The organism is Novosphingobium sp. ZW T3_23 (genome assembly GCF_044987305.1).
In the GTDB taxonomy this organism is placed as follows: Bacteria; Pseudomonadota; Alphaproteobacteria; order Sphingomonadales; family Sphingomonadaceae; genus Novosphingobium.
Genome location: NZ_JBJDRF010000012.1, coordinates 1 through 19,088, shown reverse-complemented (window position 1 = coordinate 19,088; position 19,088 = coordinate 1). Strand labels below are relative to the sequence as shown.

General features: G+C 62.5%; 14 protein-coding genes and 2 pseudogenes. 5 read left to right on the top strand and 11 right to left on the bottom strand.

The genetic code is table 11. From position 1 onward, the window contains the following. Positions 1 to 52 precede the first annotated feature (52 nt). From ACI3K3_RS09000 to ACI3K3_RS08975, 6 genes are all read right to left on the bottom strand, one after another. Positions 53 to 2,395 (bottom strand): acetamidase/formamidase family protein, encoded by a 2,343-nt coding sequence (locus tag ACI3K3_RS09000; RefSeq protein ID WP_404913250.1) that lies wholly within the window; start codon positions 2,393 to 2,395, stop codon positions 53 to 55. 123 nt (positions 2,396 to 2,518) lie between these two features. Further along, positions 2,519 to 3,904, bottom strand: a complete 1,386-nt coding sequence (locus ACI3K3_RS08995; protein ID WP_404913329.1) for a peptidase M20 — start codon at positions 3,902 to 3,904, stop codon at positions 2,519 to 2,521. Positions 3,905 to 3,933: 29 nt separating this feature from the next. Continuing rightward, positions 3,934 to 5,172 (bottom strand): MFS transporter, encoded by a 1,239-nt coding sequence (locus tag ACI3K3_RS08990; protein WP_404913249.1) that lies wholly within the window; start codon positions 5,170 to 5,172, stop codon positions 3,934 to 3,936. Between the two features lie 36 nt (positions 5,173 to 5,208). Next, entirely contained in the window at positions 5,209 to 5,877 is a 669-nt protein-coding gene (locus ACI3K3_RS08985; protein WP_404913248.1) for a cysteine hydrolase family protein, read from the bottom strand. Continuing rightward, a complete protein-coding gene (locus ACI3K3_RS08980; protein ID WP_404913247.1) occupies positions 5,877 to 7,001 on the bottom strand; it encodes an LLM class flavin-dependent oxidoreductase in 1,125 nt (374 codons plus the stop codon). Before ACI3K3_RS08980 ends, ACI3K3_RS08985 begins: the two co-directional genes overlap by 1 nt. A 47-nt stretch (positions 7,002 to 7,048) precedes the next feature. Then, entirely contained in the window at positions 7,049 to 8,020 is a 972-nt protein-coding gene (locus ACI3K3_RS08975; RefSeq protein WP_404913246.1) for a ribokinase, read from the bottom strand. A gap of 215 nt (positions 8,021 to 8,235) precedes the next feature. Here ACI3K3_RS08975 and ACI3K3_RS08970 point away from each other — a divergent pair, with 215 nt between their 5' ends. Continuing rightward, positions 8,236 to 9,066 (top strand): oxidoreductase, encoded by an 831-nt coding sequence (locus ACI3K3_RS08970; protein WP_404913245.1) that lies wholly within the window; start codon positions 8,236 to 8,238, stop codon positions 9,064 to 9,066. Positions 9,067 to 9,074: 8 nt separating this feature from the next. On the opposite strand, the gene ACI3K3_RS08965 is transcribed toward ACI3K3_RS08970, so the two are convergent. Beyond that, a complete protein-coding gene (locus ACI3K3_RS08965) occupies positions 9,075 to 9,236 on the bottom strand; it encodes a hypothetical protein (protein WP_404913244.1) in 162 nt (53 codons plus the stop codon). A gap of 171 nt (positions 9,237 to 9,407) precedes the next feature. Continuing rightward, positions 9,408 to 10,502: a TauD/TfdA family dioxygenase gene (locus ACI3K3_RS08960; protein ID WP_404913243.1), complete on the bottom strand. Its 1,095-nt coding sequence runs from the start codon at positions 10,500 to 10,502 to the stop codon at positions 9,408 to 9,410. A gap of 537 nt (positions 10,503 to 11,039) precedes the next feature. Here ACI3K3_RS08960 and ACI3K3_RS08955 point away from each other — a divergent pair. Further along, positions 11,040 to 11,543, top strand: a complete 504-nt coding sequence (locus ACI3K3_RS08955) for a hypothetical protein (RefSeq protein WP_404913242.1) — start codon at positions 11,040 to 11,042, stop codon at positions 11,541 to 11,543. Between the two features lie 394 nt (positions 11,544 to 11,937). Here the strand turns inward: ACI3K3_RS08955 and ACI3K3_RS08950 are convergent, their stop codons facing one another. The 3 genes from ACI3K3_RS08950 to ACI3K3_RS08940 form a co-directional block, all read right to left on the bottom strand. Continuing rightward, entirely contained in the window at positions 11,938 to 12,771 is an 834-nt protein-coding gene (locus ACI3K3_RS08950; protein ID WP_404913241.1) for a glycoside hydrolase, read from the bottom strand. A 140-nt stretch (positions 12,772 to 12,911) separates the two neighbouring features. Then, the gene (locus tag ACI3K3_RS08945; RefSeq protein ID WP_404913240.1) at positions 12,912 to 15,845 is read right to left on the bottom strand and encodes a TonB-dependent receptor plug domain-containing protein; all 2,934 of its coding nucleotides are present in this window, start codon (positions 15,843 to 15,845) and stop codon (positions 12,912 to 12,914) included. Between the two features lie 647 nt (positions 15,846 to 16,492). Further along, positions 16,493 to 17,110 (bottom strand): LysR family transcriptional regulator, encoded by a 618-nt coding sequence (locus ACI3K3_RS08940; RefSeq protein WP_404913239.1) that lies wholly within the window; start codon positions 17,108 to 17,110, stop codon positions 16,493 to 16,495. 102 nt (positions 17,111 to 17,212) lie between these two features. On the opposite strand from ACI3K3_RS08940, the pseudogene ACI3K3_RS08935 reads away from it, so the two are divergent. The 3 genes and pseudogenes from ACI3K3_RS08935 to ACI3K3_RS08925 all read left to right on the top strand — a co-directional run. After that, positions 17,213 to 17,860: pseudogene (locus ACI3K3_RS08935) on the top strand (MFS transporter); the annotation flags it as partial. Between the two features lie 79 nt (positions 17,861 to 17,939). After that, positions 17,940 to 18,407, top strand: coding sequence for an MFS transporter (locus ACI3K3_RS08930; RefSeq protein WP_404913238.1), 468 nt, complete (start codon positions 17,940 to 17,942; stop codon positions 18,405 to 18,407). Positions 18,408 to 19,007: 600 nt separating this feature from the next. Then, positions 19,008 to 19,088: pseudogene (locus ACI3K3_RS08925) on the top strand (IS5/IS1182 family transposase); the annotation flags it as partial.

Genomic DNA, 19,088 nt, shown 5'->3' with positions numbered 1-19,088 from the left:
CGCGAAGGAACGCCGGAAGCGGATCGCGGCAATGGCCGACAGAACCGTGACCTCAGCTCGTGAACAGCGCCTTGCGGATCACCGCGTGGACTCCGAAATTGCCGTTGACCACTTGGCTCACGCCGAAATCCACGCCCACTGACAACAACGAAATCGCCTCATCCTCGGTGAGTTGCTTCGCAGTCATCAGGAACCGGCGCGCCTTGCGGAAAGCGTCGCGCATGGCGGCGTCGATCGAGGACTGCTTGTAGACTTCGCTCTGCGCGTCCTCGCCGAGCTCCTTGAGATAGTCGGGATGACTGAAACCCATGACGACCCATTCCGTCTCGGTCTCGATCAGCGGGTAGTCCACGTCCTTGAGCTGCTCCATCAGTCCTGCCGCCTTGTGGTGGACGATCTGGACAAGCCCGGTCATCGAGCATTCGATGGCGGTGCCGCAAAGCTCGCTGTCGCCTTGCGAGGCATGGGGATCGCCGATCGACAGCAGCGCCCCGGGAACCTGCACCGGCAGGAACACCCGCGCGCCTGGTCCGGTACGCCAATTGTCGAGATTGCCGCCGAAGCTCGCGGGCGGCACCGAATCGACGAGCCCGTTATGAGCGGGGGCGACCGCAATCACGCCGAAATGCGGACGTATCGGAATTTCGACGTTGCGCAGCACATCGTAATTACGCTCGATGGTCTCGGGATCGACCGGCACGCCGGGATAATCGTAGCGCGCGTGAGTAACGCCCGAAGGATCGACCTGCGGCGTCCATCGGTAAGAATAGACCGCATGGGCAGTCGGCAGGCGCCCGCCTGCAGCTTCGACTTCGTAGATGGTCACTACCTCGCGCTGTTTCGGCTCGGTCAGCAGGTCGTTGTAGTGGAATCCCCAATAAGTCGCCGCGTTCGAGCCGAAGCATTTTCCCGCAAAGCGCGGATTGCCGCTTGGCCGAGGCTTGAGATCGAGGATGCGCACTTCGATCAAATCCCCAGGTACCGCACCTTCGACGTGGATCGGGCCGGTGCAGATGTGGACGCCGAAGCCCTCGCCCGGCCCCCGCCCTAGCGCGCTTGCATCCATTGGCCCCGCCCCGCGCCGATCAACCGCCTTGCCGGTCTCGTCCCAGCGATAGACGCTCTCGATGCCGGAGTCGCCCTCGACCATGCGCTCGTGATCGTCGTTGGCATGATGTGTCAGCGCCTCGATCGTCACGAAGTCACCCGACCGGATATGGAGCGCAGGCTTCAGGTCCTTGCTGAAGTGGCCCCAGTGGATCGTCTCGGGGGTGGCGGGAAGATGATAGTGCCGCGAGATACCGGTATCACCGAGCACTGCCGGTCCCATCGGCTGGTCGGAACGCTCTGCTGCCACCTCGGCATCGGCTGACAGATCCGGCTCGTTCTCCGCCTCGGCGGGCCTCATGCGGTTTTTGCGTGCGGGACGGCCCCGGCGCAGCAGCTCGACCGCTTCCTGTTCCTGCGGAGGTGCCTTGCGATATTCGCGCGGGGATATGCCGTATTGCTCGCGAAAGGCACGGCTGAACGAGGCGCTGTCGTTGAAGCCCCATTCGAACAGGATATCGGAAATCGACTTCTGTACGTGGAGCGGACTGCGCAGGTCCAGCCGGCAGCGTTCGAGCCTGCGCACTTTCACATAGTGCCCGAAGCTGTCGTTGATCGATTCAAACAGCTTTTGCAGATAGCGCGGCGAGATGCCGTGCTCGGCGGCGACCTGCTGATAGCTGAGGTCCGGGTCCGACAGGCGAATCTCGATGGTCTGGAATATCCGTTCCAGCAGTGCGGCACGCATCCCCGCCGCGCCGCCCATGGCCTTGGCGGGAGCATTGTCGAGCAGGCTGGTGACGAGGAACTCGGGAAAGGCCAGCTCCACCGGACGCGCCTGGTCGGTGGTGATGTCGGAAATCGTGTCCGCCAGCGAACGCAGCATGCCCGAGAACACGCGTGCCGCGCCGCTGTCGGTCGCGATCTTGCGCGGGGGGCCGCTGATCGGGGTCTTGAGCCGGGCGCTGAGTTCGCTGTGCGGCACCTGGACGATCAGACTGCGGTTGTCGCCGGTGAAGGCAAGGTGGACCGGGCTGTCCCCGCGCCCGCAGATCATCTCGCCGTCGGCAAGGCGCAGCTCCTGCCCGGCATCACGCACCATGGCGCTGCCATCCAGCACCATGGCCAGCCAGTAAGTGGCGGGCTGATCGCGGAAGTCTATCGTCCAGGATTGGGGTGTTCCAGTGACCCGGATAAAGTCGATCCCGGTGCTGGCGCGGAATTGGATGAGTTCGCCGTAGAGTGCGGCATCGTCCGCCTCGTCGAGCGTCAGCGACAACCGTTTGAGCGCAAAACGCCAAGCGTCGCGCCGCTGTTCCTTGGGATAGACGTTCGTCGTTATACGCAAGCGAGAACCACCTTGAAGCGGGTGGCACCCTTCCCGGACGGGCGACAATTATTCAGACCTTGGCGACCTTTATAACGAAGGTCTATCGGCCAGATCGGTGCCGGGCAAGGGTGCGGAGGAAGCCTATTCGAAAGGCGTCTCGTTACCGTACACACTGGTCCCGGTCTCTGCCGTCGGCGCCGGTCCCCGACCGCAGACCGCCAGCATGGTGAGCGCATAGACCAGCGCGCTGGAGGCCATATCCTGGCCCGTCGGACGCCAGCGTGGCATGCCGGTGGTGACGGCGGGAACGCGGTGCATGTTGAACACGTTATGGTCGCGCCACATGCTCGAATAGACCGGGTGGGCAGGCTCCACCGCCGCGCCGCGCGCCAGCCGGGTCGCGGCATCGACGGCCCCAACCAGCGGTGCGACTTCGGAAGGCCGCGCCTCAAAGCCGTGGCGCACGACCATCGGCTCCACGTCGAACGCCTCCACGTCCACGTCGCGCATGGCCTCCATGATGCCGTGCCAGGCATCGGCAGCCTTCTGCCGCGGGTTCAGCGAGACGTCGATATAGAGCGCGCAGACCTCGGTGCCCGCACCGAAATCGATCGGCATGCCGCCGCGAACCGAGGCGATCTGGACTTTGGGATGGATCGCGCCGCTGGCGGTCTCCATCGCGGACTCGCGCTCGAACTTCAGCCCCCAGGCGTGGAGCGCATCGATCACCGGGCCGAGCCGGTAGATCGGATTCGGGTGACGGCGCGGATCGGCGGGGGCGTCGAGGATTGGCGAGAATACCCCCTGTCCGAAGATCCGCACGCGGTAGAGCGCATAGCCGCAGCCCTGCCAGGTCAGACCGAAGTCGGTGCCCTCGGCGGCAATCGCATAGTCCGGTGCGACGCCGCCGTGGTGGAACAAGTAATGCGCGCCGATATCCTTGCCGTTCCAGGCGATGCCGGAGAATTCCTCGATTGGTTCGGGTCCGATCTCGCCAGGGCAGGCGGTGAGCCAGGTCTTGCCAGCAAGGCCGATGCCCGCCTTGCGCAGTGCCTTAGCGGCGATCAGGAAACAGGACATCGGCCCGCGATCGTTGCTGACCGGATAGCCGCGCAGACGCCCCTCCTCGTCCAGCCAGCACCGGGTCCATTCGGGATCGGCCAGGGTGGAATCGCGGTAGCGGAACTTATCATGCTCCGGCATGCCGCTCGGAGATTCGGTGTCGAGATGCGCGGTGAAGAGCAGGTTCGCACCGCGTCCACCTCCGCCATATTCGCCGATTACATTGGGCCGTTCCGGGGTGGCACCGGCCTTGCGCGGCTTGAAGCCCTCTTTCGCCATCCACTCGTGGACAAACTCCGCTGCAGCCAGTTCCTCGCGCGAACGGCTGGGGATGTTGCCCAGAGTCAGCGCCAGCTCGACCAGCTCATCGGCGTCGATGGCTGCGGTGATGGCATCGCGCTCTTCCTCGCTGACGGCATAGGGGGCCTTCCCTGGATCGGCGAAAGCAGGGACAGGATCAGGCATGTCGGCCACGGTCTCAGGCTCCTTAAGAATCAGTGACCGACCGCGAAGAGCGCGTCGCTCTCGGCCTCGCGGCCGTAACGCGGCAGCAGCGTCAGCAGCAGCGCCCCTGCCAGCAGCGCCGCGCCGACGCCGACCAGCGCCGGGCGATAGGAATGGCGCGCGTCGAACACCAGGTCGAGCAGGATCGGAGTCGTCCCCTGCGCAGCGATCACGGCGGAATACATTGCACCGATCACCGAGCCAAAATGCTTCGTGCCGAAATAGCGGGCGATGAAATAGGGTAGCGCCCCGAACTGACCGCCCAGCCCCACGCCCAGCAAAGCGCCGCCCAGGATCAGGAACGGCATGCCCTGCGCGGTTTCGAGCAAAATCAGCCCTACCACCGCCATGAGGTACATCAGCACCGCTACACGGGGCGTGGGTATCCGGTCCATGATGCGCCCAGTGGCGATCTGCCAACCCGACGTCACTAGCGCGAAGACACTGACCACCGCCGTGCCCGTCGCCACCGAGAAGCCCCGATCGGAAAGGATCGGCACGACATGGCTGAACACCGCCGTGGTGCCACCTGCTCCGGCTGCCAGTGCGATCAGGATCAGCCAGAACATCGGCGTTTGCGCCGCCTCGCCCAGAGTCATACCCTCGCGCGCTGTCCCGACATCGGTGCCGCCCACGCTCGCACGGTCTTGCAGCAGCACGAAGAGCAGCGGCAGCGCGACCAGCAGCATGAAACCGGCAATGCCGAGATAGCCCGCGCGCCAGCCCCAGGTCTGCACCAGCACGGCGGAAAGAACCGGCAGCACTACCGAGCCGATCCCGCAGCCGCCGCCCGCGCTGATGCCGAGCGCGGTGCCGCGATTCTCGTCGAACCAGTCGGCGATCACCTTCTGGAAGATCGGGGTCCCCGCCATCGCCCCGAATACCGCAAGCGCGGTGAAAGTCGCATAAAACTGCACGAGGCTACCGCTCGTCAGTGCCAGTGCTGCAATCGAGAGCGCGAGGCCGAAAGTGCCGACCAGCAGCGTCGTGCGCGCGCCCGCCTTGTCGATATGGCGCCCAATCAACGGATACGCCACCGCACCGACCAGCGCGAGAATGCCCAGCACGCCCGACACGCTCGCCCGGCTCCAGCCGAAAGCCTCGGTCAGCGGCACCAGGAACAAGCCGAAGACGGCATGGACGGCAGGCGTCACGCTCACCGAATTGCCGAGCGTACAGGCGAACAGCACGCCGCTCTTCGATCCGTGCGGAGACAGGTTCACGGGCATCGACGGCAACTCCTTACTGGATTCAGATTGCTCGATTCAGGCCTCTGCGCCCTTGCCCCAGGCAGCTTCGACAGCCTCGGTGGTGGTCAGCAGCACACAGTTTTTTTCCATCGCCGAGAGCGAGCTTTCGTGAAGCCCGGGCTCGTAGGCCGCGCAGGCATCGGAGACGAGGAACACGTCGAAATCGTGATGGAAGGCCGAACGCGCGGTCTGGTCCACGCAGCAATCGGTAGAGAGGCCGCAGATCACCAGCGTCTCGATACCCCTCGCCCGCAGCCGAGCGTCGAAATCGGTGCCGTGGAAGCTGTCGTAAAGCAGCTTGGCGATTTCGATATCACCCGGCTCGGGGAATATGCGGTAGTAGTCCGCGCCGCCGTTCTCGACGCGGCAAATCGCCTCGCCCCCCGGATGACCGCGCCGCGCCATCAGCGTTCTCAGCGCGCGCGAATCCGTTTCGGCGCTGGTTACGACGCGCATCAACGCTACCATCGCTCCGGCGCCGCGCGCTGCCCCCACCAGCTTCTGGCAATTGTCGATCGCCCTCTCGGCAGGCGAAAGATCGACGCCGTAGCGACCCAGTAGCCCGTGCGGCGCGGCGAAATCGACCTGGATATCGACGACGACCAGTGCCGTGGTCGCCGGGTCGATCATTGGAGCCAGCCCCGCCGGTTCGACGTGGGGAAGGTCCTCGGTGCGCAGCGGCATCAGCTCGCCACCGGTGCCGCGATCTTGCCGGGGAACCGTTCGCGCAAGACCGGTAGGATCTCTGCGCCAAGCACTGGCAGACTCTTGATGTAATCGTCGAAGATCAGCATCAGCCCGTCGGTGCCCGAAGCCTCCAGCAGGTCACCGAGCTGCTCGGTCACGCTCTTCGCGCTGCCGACGATCTGCGCCGACATGAACGAGCTGCGCGCCTTGCGGGTGAAGTCATTTTCTTTGCCGATCTCGGCATCGAGGAAGCCGTAGGCGCGCATCATGCCCGCCAGTGCCCCTTCGTCGAGACCCGCCGCGTAAAGCTTCGCGCGGCTCTTCGCTGCCGCATCGCTCTCGTCGATAACCAGCGTCATCATGGAATAGGTCCGGATGTTGCGGCCATATTCGGCGGCAATGGACTTTGCACGGTCGCTGTTCTTCGCAAGCTCCGCGCCTGTGCCGCCAGAGAGGAAGATCGCGTCCATCTCCTCCGAGGTTAGCCGCATGCCAATATCGGACGACCCCGCACAGACCAGGAACGGGCGCTGCTCCGGCTTGGGCCAGGATTCGCAATCGTCGAGGCTGAAATAGTCACCCTTCATGGTGACCGAATCTTCGCTCCACAGCGCCTTGACCGCACGAACCCATTCGTAAGCGAGATCGTAGCGCTGATCGTGATTCACATCTTCGGGCCAGGCACCCATCTGCGTGAACTCGCCCTTATAGGAGCCGGTGACCACGTTGAGGCCGGCGCGGCCGCCGCTCACCTGTTGGAGCGTCGCCATCATCTTGGCCGCCACCGCTGGGTTCTGGAGCAAGGTGTGCAGCGTGGTGACGATCCGGGTCTTCTGCGTCACTTCGCTAAGCGCTGCCATCAGCACGAGCGGATCGAGCGAGGAATCCCAGTGCTTCGTATCGCCGCCATAGCCGCGGAACTTCGACATCGACATGATGAAGTCCAGGCCCGCCTGCTCCGCCAGCAGTGCGCACTGACGGTTGTAGGCGTAGGACCCGTCCAGTTCGGGCTTGTTCCTCGACAGGATCCAGCCGCCGTTGGCCACCGGCAGGAACAGACCGAGGTCCTTGCCGCCATTGTCCGAGGGTAATCCGAAGGGCGTCATGGGAAACTGGTTCATCATGTCCTCTTGTGACCGGGCAGATCGGAGCCGGACTGCTTGATGAATCAGCTTAAGGAAGCGGCCGAGGGCTTCTTGATCGGTAGCGCATATTCTGTTGCGGTCCTGTCGGTAGAGGAAGGGCCCACAAGGTCCTCCACCGCCTCGCGCGTGGGCATCGCGGGCGCTGCCCCTTGCCCCAGCGTGCAGAGCGCGGCGGCGGCCGTGGCATAAGGCAACGCATCTTCCAAGCAGCGGCCTTCGTCGAGAAGGGCCGCCAGCGCGCCGCAGAAGCAGTCTCCTGCGCCTATGGTATCGACGGGTATCACCGGCAGCGAAGGAACGTGAAGATGCCGATCGGCCCACACCGCCAGAGCGCCCGCCGCGCCAAGCGTGACGATGGCGGCCTGGCCTTCGCGGCACAACAGGCCGCGCGCGGCCCCCGCAATTACGGCCATGTCGTCATTCCCCTGCACCGCATCGAGGCCGAGAAACGCCGCCATTTCGTGCTGGTTCACGATCAGCAGGTCGACGTACTCGAACAGCGTCTTGCCTTCGGCTACCGCCGGAGCGCCGTTCAGAATGCGGATCGCCTTCGACTTCGTGAAGATCGGCAGCAGCGCCGCAACCGGCACTTCGAGCTGGGCCAGCAGCACGCCTTCGCTGACCGGCAGGGAATCGCGCAGGAAGGCATTGGCGCCTTGCACGACGATGATCTGGTTCTCGCCGTGCGCATCAACAGCGATATAGGCGGTGCCAGTGTCCACACCAGGCAGCACGGCGACGCCGCCGACATCAATCCCGTCCGCCTTGAGTCGCGAGAGCATCCAGCTGCCGGCATCGCCCTCGCCCACGGCGCCGACCATGTAGGTCTCAGCGCCCATTCTCGACGCCGCGACCGCCTGATTAGCGCCCTTGCCGCCAGGCAGCCGGGCCGTGGCCGTGGCCAACACCGTTTCGCCCGGTCGGGGGAGATGCTCCAGCGAGGTGATGATGTCGAGATTGATCGAACCGAAGATGTGAACTGCCAAAGCCGTCACCCTAGTTTAGCGCCAATTAGTTTCGCGCCCTCAGTTTTTCAGGGGCTGCATGGCGCTCCCGAGGAGGTCAAGCACGACCCGGCTGCGTGCGCGCTGCCGCAACAATTGCGGTTGCCAGCGCAAAGAGCGCGCCTCAGCCCTTCCCCTAGTCTGATGCTTGACGGGGCCGAACCGGCCCCGGCAAGCCACACTCCCAATCCGAAAGGATACGAAGCATGACGAACTGGCTCATCACCGGCATCGGCGGCGGCCTCGGCCGCGCCGTGGCTCAAGCGGCGCTGGCGCGCGGAGACATGGTGGTAGGCACGACCCGTAGCGCGGAAGATACCGCCTTCACGTCGCTGGCACCGGGCCGCGCGCATGTCCTGACCATGGACCTCTCTAACGAGTCGTCGGTTCAGGCCGCCGTCGCCGCAGCCGAAGACCTGACTGGCGGGATCGACCGGCTGGTCAACAATGCCGGTTACGGGCTGGTCGGCGCCGTCGAGGAAGTCTCAATCGACGAAGCAAAGGCGCTATTCGATATCAACCTGTTCGGTGCGGTCCGGATGATTCAGGCCCTACTCCCCGCCATGCGCGCACGACGGGCCGGGCATATCGTCAACGTGACTTCGGTTTCCGGCCATGCGCCTTGGTCCGGCACCGGCATTTACGGCGCCACCAAATATGCGCTCGAATGCGTCGGGCAGACCCTGGCGCAGGAAGTGGCGCCGCTGGGTATTCGCGTGACCAATGTGGCCCCCGGCGGCTTCCGCACCGGCTTCGCTGCGTCGGGCCTCAAGATTGCCGCAAGGGACATCGCCGACTACGAGGACGGCGCTCATTTCGCGCGCCGTAGCCTGACTGAGGGCGCGGGTGCGGAAAAGGGCGATCCTGCGCGCGGAGCCGAGGCTATCCTGGCCGCGCTGGATTCGGTCGAGCCGCCGCTGCACCTGTTCCTCGGCGAGGACGCGCTGCACTATGCCCGCGATCAGGTCGCCTTCGTTGTCAGGCAAATGGACGAATGGGAACCGCTGTCGCTCTGTACTGCGTTTGAACCAGCGTGATGCATCCGCTACGCCTCCCGAACGGCCCGTGAAAGCGGCTCGGCTACAACAGTGTCCGTGGGATCAGTCATGCACGCTGCATTCTCGTCGTGATTGACATGCAAACCGTTTAAACGGTCGAGGACGAAATCTTCAGCAATGAAAACCCCCGCCGTGATTTTGTCGATCATCGGCCTCGCCTGCCGGGCACGCTGCCGGCGGCGGGTGATCTGGACATGCCAGACGGTGAGCCAGGAAAAGCATTGGCCGTGCCTCCCAGGCAATTGAAGTCTTGTTGATGCTCGCGGCCGGCTAACACCGGATATGGGAGAACCGTGACACGGACCGCCCTGCGAACTCCTTCAACTCGTCAGGCGGGGCACAGAGACCGAAAACACGTCGAAGTGCGCGTCAGGATGCTCGTCTTGCCCATCACGCGGCGCTTGGCGGACCTGCACAACACCGCTCTTACCAAACCCGCTGACCACCGGTCGGCCCGCATCCCGGCTCAACCAGAGGCGCAGAAGGTGGCGCTTGCGCTGCGGTTCTGGCCAATCCCAGAACGTTGTACGGGCATGCAGCGCGGCATAGTTGGAAAGCCACTGGATATCACCGGGACGGAAATCCATTTCAATGGCCATGCCCTCTTCGTAAGTGATCGTATCAAAGAGTTCGAGCACTTCAATCTGCTCCGAACTAAGTTTGGGTACCCCTTCGTACTCTTGAGCCGTCAGAATGTAGAGCGAACCCGCATACATTGAGAATACGCCGTCAACCAAGCTGACGATCGGCGAGGTATAAGTGTCTGCAGGCGCATTGTGGTCCTGTCGGCGCCAGTCCCAGTGGAACGGCTCAAGCAGGAGCGGCGCCAGGTCCGGACGGCGGCGCAGGATCTCGTTGTAAATTTCCGCACCCGAGACGAGGCAGGATAAGCCGCCCTCCTTGGCAGGACGAAGACACATGAGCGCGACTATGTCTGAACTGTCGGAATGATAGACCAGCTTGTCCCGCACCTTGGAAGAAAGGGCGGTTGGATCGTCCATAGTCTTGTCGCTGGTGGCGTAAACGTGGTCGATCAAATCGCCCATCTCGTTCTGGCGGATGGGATCGCCCATGTGTAGACCGAGGATATAGTAAATTGCGCTGGACAGTGCGTCTGAATAGAGCTGTGTACGCAGGCCGCGCACCAGGACGAAGCCGCGGCCATAATCGACATCTTCACCCCAGGATTGCACAGCCATAGCGCACTCAGTCAAAGGATAATCCTGGACGGAAACCCTGCGCAGGTCGGGATTGTCGGACAAAAATCGCGCACCTAGCGTCTCCAACTCTTCCACCTGCGCTTCGGTAAGGTTGTAAACCCACTCCTCGGTTTCGGCGAGTCCATCGCCTCGCCAAGCTGCGGCCGTCGTCACAAGTGGAACAGGCTTCAGCGAGGTGGTTGCGGAACTTGCCATGCGTGCACTTCCTTCGTTTAGCGCCGGTCTTGGACCGGAGGCGCTGCTGTCTGATTGCAGATAATGTTAGGCCGAAGACGACCGGAAGACTTGTCGCGCAATGTCCGAAAGCTTTTCCGCCCGCGAACTGGCTCGCCAATCAGCCGACCGCAGCGCTCGCAGGCTGCCCGATCACGTGGTAGTTTCCAGCCACCTCCGAGACGTCTTCGATTTGGGACAATGTCTTGGCGTTCACCATTGACCGAGAATACTGCTCACCTATCGACATACCAACGGTCGCATTGCGGGGTCGGATCTTTGCTAGATTGATCGGCAGGTTTACGGGCGCAACCCTAACGGCACTACTTTGGTACGGATAGCCCGCTGAACAGCGGCCATGGGCATATCTTCGTTCAAGGCGCCTGTTGCGGTTCATGTTCGCGCGATATTGTTCATGGATGGGTCTTGTTGTTCGTGGCTCAGGTCCTGCTTGGAGCGACCGGGTCGCTTGCCCTTCATCGTAAACTGGGGTGGCTGGCGGTGGGGTGGCCTCTCGCGATGGTCATCGTCGGCACCTTGTCGACGATATGGATTGCTCAAAAGGCTGCAGTGTCGTTCTTTTTCCTACCCGCACAATTTGTGCTGATGAACCCGCTGAGCATGATTCTGTTCGTAGCGCTATTGATTGGGGCTGCGGTCAAGCGGCGCGACCGCGAATGGCATCCACGCCTGTTCATTTGCGGCATGGCGGCGATCATGGGGCCGTCCTTCGGGCGGCTGCTACCCGCTCCCCTATTTATGTACTCGATGCTGACTGCAGCCTTCATTGGTATGATCGCTTTTCCCGTTGCCGGCATCGTCCGGGACAAGCTTCGCTATGGCCGCGTTCATCCGGCGTGGTGGTTTGGCTTGGGTTCGATCTTGCTATTGCAATCGGCAACCGAGACCCTGGGCCGAAGTGCAATTGCAGGTGCAATCTACGCGCGCGCAGTGGTGGGAACGCCCGGCGCGCGTGTTCCCGGCCTCAGCTATCAACGGCCGCCGTTTCCAATAGCTTCCTGACGTTCGGTAAAGCTGCAAGTGCACCATTTCACCGAAGACCGACCCTTGTGAGACATTCAGCGGCAAATTTCCCCTGTCGAGATGCAGACGGTTTGCTTTCCCATCGAAGCGGTCGGGTCAATCAGGCTTAGGCCTAAACTTCGTCCGGCCTCATGTCGCTTGGGTCAGGAACCGTTGAAATGCCATCGCAGCAGCAACGACGTTGCGAGGCGTCACGCATCGCGCATCTCCGGCGACATGATGATAGCGATGGGTGGCGAACACACCGACCACGGTTCCGTACCTCGCCGCGATGACCTCGCTCAGTTCTCCTGCTGACAGGACGTCGCTGGCATAAGGGGCTTCCAGGCCGGCAAGGCCGCGGTTCGGGGGCTCTAAGTACAATGACGAACTTTCAGCAGCCTTTCGTGTGTTGCTTAGGAAACTCCAGTCGCGCCGGGTGATCACGAAACACATCTGCCCCGATCCTGTGGGTGTTCGCGTATACCTCGCTCAGGACGGAGAAGAGCATCGGATCGTAGGTCTGCAGATCCCTGTCGGAAACGACCATACGGCCATCGTGCCGGAACGCCTTGTTGGAATTGAACCAGAACTGCGTGCCCTCGGCCCAGTATTCCTGCACGGTGACCGAGGCATAGTCGCCTTTCCACAAGCCCTGCTCCAGAGCATGGCGATAAGCTGCCTCGACGCGGCCGTAGAGGGCGGGATCGACCCGTTCGATGGCGGACAGGATATTATGCGAGAATTCGTGAACGAGGATGTTCTCCCCGAAATAGCGCGTGCCCGGCACGCCCAGCAGGTTCTCGGCGGCTCCGGTCGTATACAGACCGCCCATGCCGCGTGCCCGGCTGTTCCAGTACTCGGCATCGCTCATGGCGGCGATCCTGGCGTAGCCCGCGCGTTCGCAAGGCGTCAGGCGCGGATCGTCCGCGGCCGGCTTCTTCCAGTCCCGCTGCTCGGGAAGATCCATCGTCCCTTCGTCGATCGCCATGACACCAACCTTCGCACCGCTGCGAACGAGTTCGCGCCGGATGTCTGGGCGCTCGGCAGTCTCGGCAAGAACGATATCGCGGGCGATCAGCAGAGCGCTGTCCGGGACTTTCGCGGACGAGATCACCGGGATGCCGCCAGCATCGGCATACTTGGCGTAGAACGGATCGAGACCGAGCGCGGCCTGTGGCGCGCTTATCGACCAGCTTTCATAATTTCCTATCGCGGCATTGGCCATGCGCGCATCCTCCCTCTGCGGATGCGAACAAGCCGCAACGAGAAGCGGAAGGACGAGGACAAGGCGAGAAGGAAACATCGATCTGCTCCGGGTTTCAGGACAAGCCCGGATCCGGCAAGGGGATCCGGGCCCACCCGATGTCAGCGGTGGAAACGCAGGCTTAGGAAGAACGTGCGACCGATCACGTCGTAGACGCCCGACTGATAGCTCAGTTCGAAGTTGGCGCCGCCGGCCTCGGCGCCCGGTATGCGAGGGGGCTTGCGGTCGAAAGCATTGTTGAGGCCGCCCGACAGCTCGATATTGTCGGTAAGCGCCACGAAGGCCGAGAAATCATTGTAGAATACGTTCGGCGTCCAGACCTTGCTGTACTTGTCCGGCGTGATCGTGGTGGCCGCCTTCATCGGCGAGAAATGGCGCAGTGTCCAGGTGACACCCATCCCTTCGCGCGCATAGCTCGTGCGCACGACCCCCTTCCACTTGGGCGACCCGAAGATACCGGCGTATTCGGTGATCGAATTGGGATCGGTGGGATCGAGCGTATAGCGACGCTTGAGCAGGCGGGTGTAGTTGGCGTCGATCGACAGCTTGCCCGCATCGTCAGAAAGCCCCAGCCGCGACAACGGCAGGCTATAGCCTAGGCCGAAATCGATCCCCCGCGTCAGGTACTGCGACAGGTTCAGCTTCTGCGTCATCACGGATTCGAGATTGCCGTTGGCATCGCGCTGGATGAGCGGGCAGAAGATATTGTCGAGGCTGGACTGGTCGACGCACTTGTCGATCAGCATCTGGGCTCCGAAGGCATCGATCGCGTTGCGGAGGTCGATGTTGTAGTAGTCGACTGTGAACGAGAGGCCCGGTACGAAGCGTGGCTGGAGTACCGCGCCGAGCGTCAGGGTCTTGGCGGTTTCCGGCTTGAGGTCGAGATTGCCGCTGGAAATGATGTCACGGTAGAGCCAGTAGCTGACGGTATCGGCCGGGTTGATCGCCGCGCAGTTGGCGGCTGTATACTGGGTACGGGTCGCCCGGTTGGCCAAGTTGTAGGTGTTGCACGGATCGGTGATCCACAGGCCCGAGATGCTGTCCGCCGTATAGAGTTCACCGATGTTCGGGGCGCGGACGGCCTGCCCGTAAGTGGCGCGGAAGCGGATATCGGAAATGGGAGCCCATTCGCCGCCGACCTTCCAGGTCGTGGTCGATCCGGCGGTGCTGTAGTCCGACAGGCGCAGCGCGCCGTCGATCGAGAGCGTATCGAAGAACGATGTATTCTTCAGGATCGGCACATGGACTTCGCCATAGACTTCCTTGACCGAATACTTGCCCACCAAAGTGCCCTGGGTGGTGCCGATCGTCGGATCGTAAAGCGGGTTGTCCGGGTTGTACTCGGGGATTGCGCCGATATCGTTGCGCTCCTTGCGGTATTCACCGCCAAGCACGACCTGCACCGCACCGCCCGGCAGGTCGAACAGGCCGCCGGAGACGTAACCCGAAAGCACCTGCTGGGTCAGCGTCGATTTCGACCAGTGCGAGGTATAGGTCATGTAGTCGATCATCTCCGGCGTCAGCGTGACCAGCGGGTTGATCGCCACGCAGCCGTTGCCGGGATCGTCGAGCGTGCTGCGGCAAACGGCCTCGCCGTTGGCACCGGTCGTGCTGTCGATACCCATGTACCAGCGGTCATAGGCGGTCGAATTCACGTCGCGCACGCGCTGGGTGGTCTTGCCGTAGGAATAATAGGTCGAATAGTTCCAGGGCTGGGCGAAGAGCGCGAAGTCGCCTTCCGCTCCCGCCACCGCCTGGAACAGCTTGCGGTCGTATTCCGTGCGCGGGGCGGGCAGTTCCAGGAAGCGCCGCGCGAACTGGACGCCGCCTGCGGGCACCGCGCCGCCATTGGCGGCTCGCATCTCATCGGTGATGAAGGGGCTGTCGGCCGGTACCACGTCGGTGCCGAACGCCGTCATCTGGAGGAAGCCTGCCTTCGAGGTATTGTGCGCGTAAGTTGCATTGGCGAAGAGCTTCAGCGCGTCGCTGACCTCGAAGCTGGCCGAGGCGCGGGTATTGATGCGTTCGGAAGGGACCGAAAGATACCAGCCGTCGTAGCGGCCGTTGTATTCGCCGCCGTCCGTCAACAAAGTGCCAAGCGGGTCGGTTGAAGTACCGAGGTTGACCGGCACGACATTAACGAGGCCGCCAGGCCCCAGGATCGGATCGCGCAAGGTGCCGCTGTCGCGGTTGACCGAATAGAGCCTGCCGCCCAGCACCACTTGCGCGGCATCGGCTGTGTTGATGTTGCGGACGTGGTCCTGGATGAAATAGGGGCTTGAGCTGCTGGTGCGGGCGTAGATTGGGTAGCCGTCCGCCGTCCAGGGCCGGTCGGAACCGCTGACCGTGCCGGGCGTGTTCTCGTAGAACCCATAGACGGTGACGTTGCCGCGCCCTTCGGAGAAGTTCGTGCCCGCGAGAAGATCGAACCCATAGGTGTCCATGTCGCCACGGGTGGAGGCGTTGTAACGGGTATTGGCCTCGATCCCCTGGAAGTCCTTCTTGAGGATGAAGTTGGCAACTCCCGCCACTGCGTCCGCGCCGTATAGCGCCGAAGCGCCGCCGGTGATCACTTCGACGCGCTGGACGAGGCTGGAGGGGATGTTGCTGAGGTCGACCGCCGACGTGCCCGGGATCGCGGCGACCTGACGGCGTCCATCGACCAATACAAGCGTGCGCTGCGTACCCATGCCGCGCAAGTCGAGCGCATTGACGCCAGCGTTGCCCGCAAGGTTGCTGGTCTGGTTGGTCTGGGTCACGGCGAGCGCCGGAAGCTGGTTGACGACATCGGCGATGTTCTGCGTGCCGGTTGCCTTGATCTGGCTGGCATCGACCACCGCTATCGGCGAGGGGCTGTCGGCAGCGGCACGGCGGATGCGCGATCCCGTGACAACGATATCGTTGGCAGGTCGCTCAGCGGCGGCATCATCGCCGGCAATCGTCGTCTCCTGCGCATAGACACCCGAAGATAAGCCGAGACAGCCGAGCATGAGTAGCGTCCGTAGCCCTGCTACGGTGGTTCGATGGTTGTTCATGCGATTATCGCTCCCTGATCCGCAACAATTTGTTACGAACGATTCGTATACGATATTTTTAATACGAATTTGTCAAGGAGCATTGGCTCTGGCAGCTAAGATGACCCGCAAATTTAACGACTTGGAGAAATCCCCTGCGGTTGGAGACACAGCTGCCAATATCTCGCGTCCGGCTGTGTTCCGTCAGCTTTCTTAATGCGGAAGCTCAAGACGCACCGTTTGCAAACGGACAACGATTTCAGCCACGATGGAATGGCAGCCACTCGAGGGTACACTATCCCGCTCAATCCAGCGGATCTCAAATACAGTGCCGCAGTGTGACCTTGCCTTCGCTGGGCTTAGCCAACGGCAACTGAGCAAGTGCCGTCATCGGAGGACATTATCAGTATCAGCAGTAGAGAGTGCCTTTCCAAGGGCACCTATGAACAAGCGCACCTTTTGCGGTATCATGTGGGAACTTGGATACACGGCCCAGATCCCTAGGGGTTCAGGCTCGGCATCTTCCAAGACGATTTGCTCGATCTCCCCCAGTGCAAGAGCGTGACTAACGTACTACTGCGACAAAGTGGCAATGCCCAAACCGCCACGGCATGCCTGATAGACTGCCTCGATCGAACTCGCAGAAAAGCGCCCGGAAACTTTCTGCCTCACCACCTTGCCCTTACAAACAAATGCCAGTGAGACCCTCCGGTAGCGAGCAGGCATTCTCGTGTGGCAAGATCCGCTAGCGTCCGCGGGCGGCCGTTGGCTTCAAGGTAGGCCGATGACGCGCACAGGACCTTGCGATTGTCGGCTAGACGCTTTGCCACTAGCCGATTGTCCTTGAGCGGGGCAATGCGGATGGCAACATCGATGCCTTGTCCGACGATGTCGACCTGATCATCCGTCGTCAAAAGATCGACCTGAAGCATCGGGTGCTCCGACATGAAGCATGGCAGCATCGGCGCGACTATCTTGCGCCCGAACGCCGCCGAAGTCGTGATCCGCAGGTGCCCCGTCAGGCCTTTCCCGTCCGGTCTCAGGTCGGTGAGGGCATTCGCGCGACCTTCGAGCAAGGCCCGCGCATGCGGCAAGAAAATCTCACCATCGCCGGTCGGTGAAAGTGAGCGCGTAGTCCGGTGGATCAACCGTGCGCCGAGTTCGGTCTCTAGATTGCCAAGACTCCGCGACGCCGCCATCGGGCTTATCCCCAGTCGCCGCGCGGCCCCGGCCAGGCTGCCAACCCGAACCGCTTCGACGAAAACCTCCAGATCATCGAAATTCATTATCACGCTTTCCGTTAGACCGGCATAACCGATCCTATATCTACACCTAAACCGGATCGCATTTTGGAGCCGGCATCAGGGCATTGTCGCAAAGGCAAGACCATGAGCAAGGTATCCACACTGCCGGCCGAGGCGCCCGCTACGACGCGGATCAGCACCGCGTTAACATTTTCAATGGCGGTCTCCTCCGGACTGGCCGTGGCGAACATCTACTACAATCAGCCGATGCTCGGTGTGATCGAGCGCGATCTTCCCGGCGGCCTCACTGGACTGATTCCTACCGCGACCCAGTTCGGATATGCCATCGGCCTGTTCGCGCTCGTACCACTGGGCGATCTCGTTGAGCGCCGCCGTCTGATCATCGCGCAATTCGCCGTGCTGGCGCTCGCCCTCGTCGGTGCCGCGCTGGCACCGTCGGCAGCGATGTTGCTGATCGCCTCGTTGCTGCTCGGCGTGGCCTCGACGGTAGCGCAGCAGATCGTCCCCTTCGCCGCGCAACTTGCCCCGCCCGAACGGCGCGGCGCCGTGGTCGGCACCGTCATGGCGGGCGTGCTTTGCGGAATCCTGCTCAGCCGTACGCTGTCCGGTTTCGTGGCGGCGCATGAGGGCTGGCGGGCGATGTTCTGGCTCGGCGTACCCCTGGCCTTGGGCGCGGGCGGATTGATGGCCGCAGCCCTGCCGCGCAGCCTTCCAGAAGGACGCAGCACTTATGCCGGCCTGCTGGTCTCGCTCATCCACCTCTGGCGCGAATTCCGCGAGCTGCGCATCGCAGCCTATACCCAGGCCATGCTATTCGGCGCCTTCACCGCTTTTTTGGACGATCCTGGCCTTGCGCCTGCAGGAGCCGCGCTTTGGCCTCGGTTCGGAAGTCGCAGGTCTGTTCGGCGTGGTCGGCGCCGTCGGCATTCTCGCCGCCCCGATCGCGGGCCGGATCGCCGACCGTCGCGGCCCTCACTTGGCGATCCTCGGCGGCACAGTACTGACGGTCGTTTCCTGGGCGATCTTCGGTCTTTGGGGATCGATCGCCGGGCTGGTGGTCGGCTGTATCCTGCTCGACTTCGCGGTCCAGAGCGTGCTCGTCTCCAACCAGCACATAGTCTACACGCTGCGCCCCGAAGCCCGCGCCCGGCTCAACACGATCTTCATGGGATCGATGTTCCTGGGCGGTGCCGCCGGAGCTGCTGCCGCGACCGCCGCCTGGAACTTCGGTGGCTGGAGCGCGGTCGCGATCCTAGGTATCTCGCTCGCCGCCGTCGCCACGCTCGTTCAGCTGCGCGCTGTCCTTCATCGGCGCTAAGCGTCCAACTTTTCCTTACTCACTGCCCGAACAAGGAACTCGGGGATGGGCCCGCTGGTCAACCATCTAACATTGCACAGCCTATCTAACATCAATGATGTTAAATATCTCACGGTCCAGCGTTCGCCCCAATGAAACCGATACTGCGAGGCTGAAGCCGAGGCGATGCTGGTAGGATGAGATTTCGTGACTATTCGGTAGAATAAGAAACCCCTGCCTCTGCTAGGCGCTGAACACCGCACTCGGGAATGCGACCCACGCCTCAAAAAAACGAGGTGATCCCGATCAGATGGTGGATTGCCTTATGGCTTTCGGTCTGTTTCGGCCAGACTCACCAAGCTGTAACTTAGGCCCCGCAGCCGAGTACACCTCTGCGGGGCCACTTTTCCTGATTAGAGGGCCTGAAGCCGAGATTTCATACCGACTGTCAGGCTGTTCTCAGCCGCCTGGCCGCACTGCCCAGGCGGTCGTTCGAGCGAAATGACCATACGTGCTGCCTCAACTTCTGCGAGGGTGCGGAGAATAAACTAGGCGACAGACCCATAAATTGGATTCCCAAAGAGGCGGCAGCATGATTCACTCTCCGGAAGGAGACGAGGCATGGCACGGTTTGATCTGACGGATTTTGAGTGGTCGGTAATCGAGCCTTTGCTGCCGACAAAGGTGCGGGGCGTGAAGCGG

What these genes read in the sequence shown, in the direction of transcription:
- ACI3K3_RS08980 (WP_404913247.1), bottom strand. Translation starts at nt 7,001, where the DNA reads ATGAACCAGTTTCCCATGACGCCCTTCGGATTACCCTCGGACAATGGC.
- ACI3K3_RS08990 (WP_404913249.1), bottom strand. Translation starts at nt 5,172, where the DNA reads ATGCCCGTGAACCTGTCTCCGCACGGATCGAAGAGCGGCGTGCTGTTC.
- ACI3K3_RS08960 (WP_404913243.1), bottom strand. Translation starts at nt 10,502, where the DNA reads ATGGCAAGTTCCGCAACCACCTCGCTGAAGCCTGTTCCACTTGTGACG.
- ACI3K3_RS08945 (WP_404913240.1), bottom strand. Translation starts at nt 15,845, where the DNA reads ATGAACAACCATCGAACCACCGTAGCAGGGCTACGGACGCTACTCATG.
- ACI3K3_RS08940 (WP_404913239.1), bottom strand. Translation starts at nt 17,110, where the DNA reads ATGAATTTCGATGATCTGGAGGTTTTCGTCGAAGCGGTTCGGGTTGGC.
- ACI3K3_RS08995 (WP_404913329.1), bottom strand. Translation starts at nt 3,904, where the DNA reads ATGCCTGATCCTGTCCCTGCTTTCGCCGATCCAGGGAAGGCCCCCTAT.
- ACI3K3_RS08965 (WP_404913244.1), bottom strand. Translation starts at nt 9,236, where the DNA reads ATGATCGACAAAATCACGGCGGGGGTTTTCATTGCTGAAGATTTCGTC.
- ACI3K3_RS08955 (WP_404913242.1), top strand. Translation starts at nt 11,040, where the DNA reads ATGGTCATCGTCGGCACCTTGTCGACGATATGGATTGCTCAAAAGGCT.
- ACI3K3_RS08970 (WP_404913245.1), top strand. Translation starts at nt 8,236, where the DNA reads ATGACGAACTGGCTCATCACCGGCATCGGCGGCGGCCTCGGCCGCGCC.
- ACI3K3_RS08985 (WP_404913248.1), bottom strand. Translation starts at nt 5,877, where the DNA reads ATGCCGCTGCGCACCGAGGACCTTCCCCACGTCGAACCGGCGGGGCTG.
- ACI3K3_RS08950 (WP_404913241.1), bottom strand. Translation starts at nt 12,771, where the DNA reads ATGGCCAATGCCGCGATAGGAAATTATGAAAGCTGGTCGATAAGCGCG.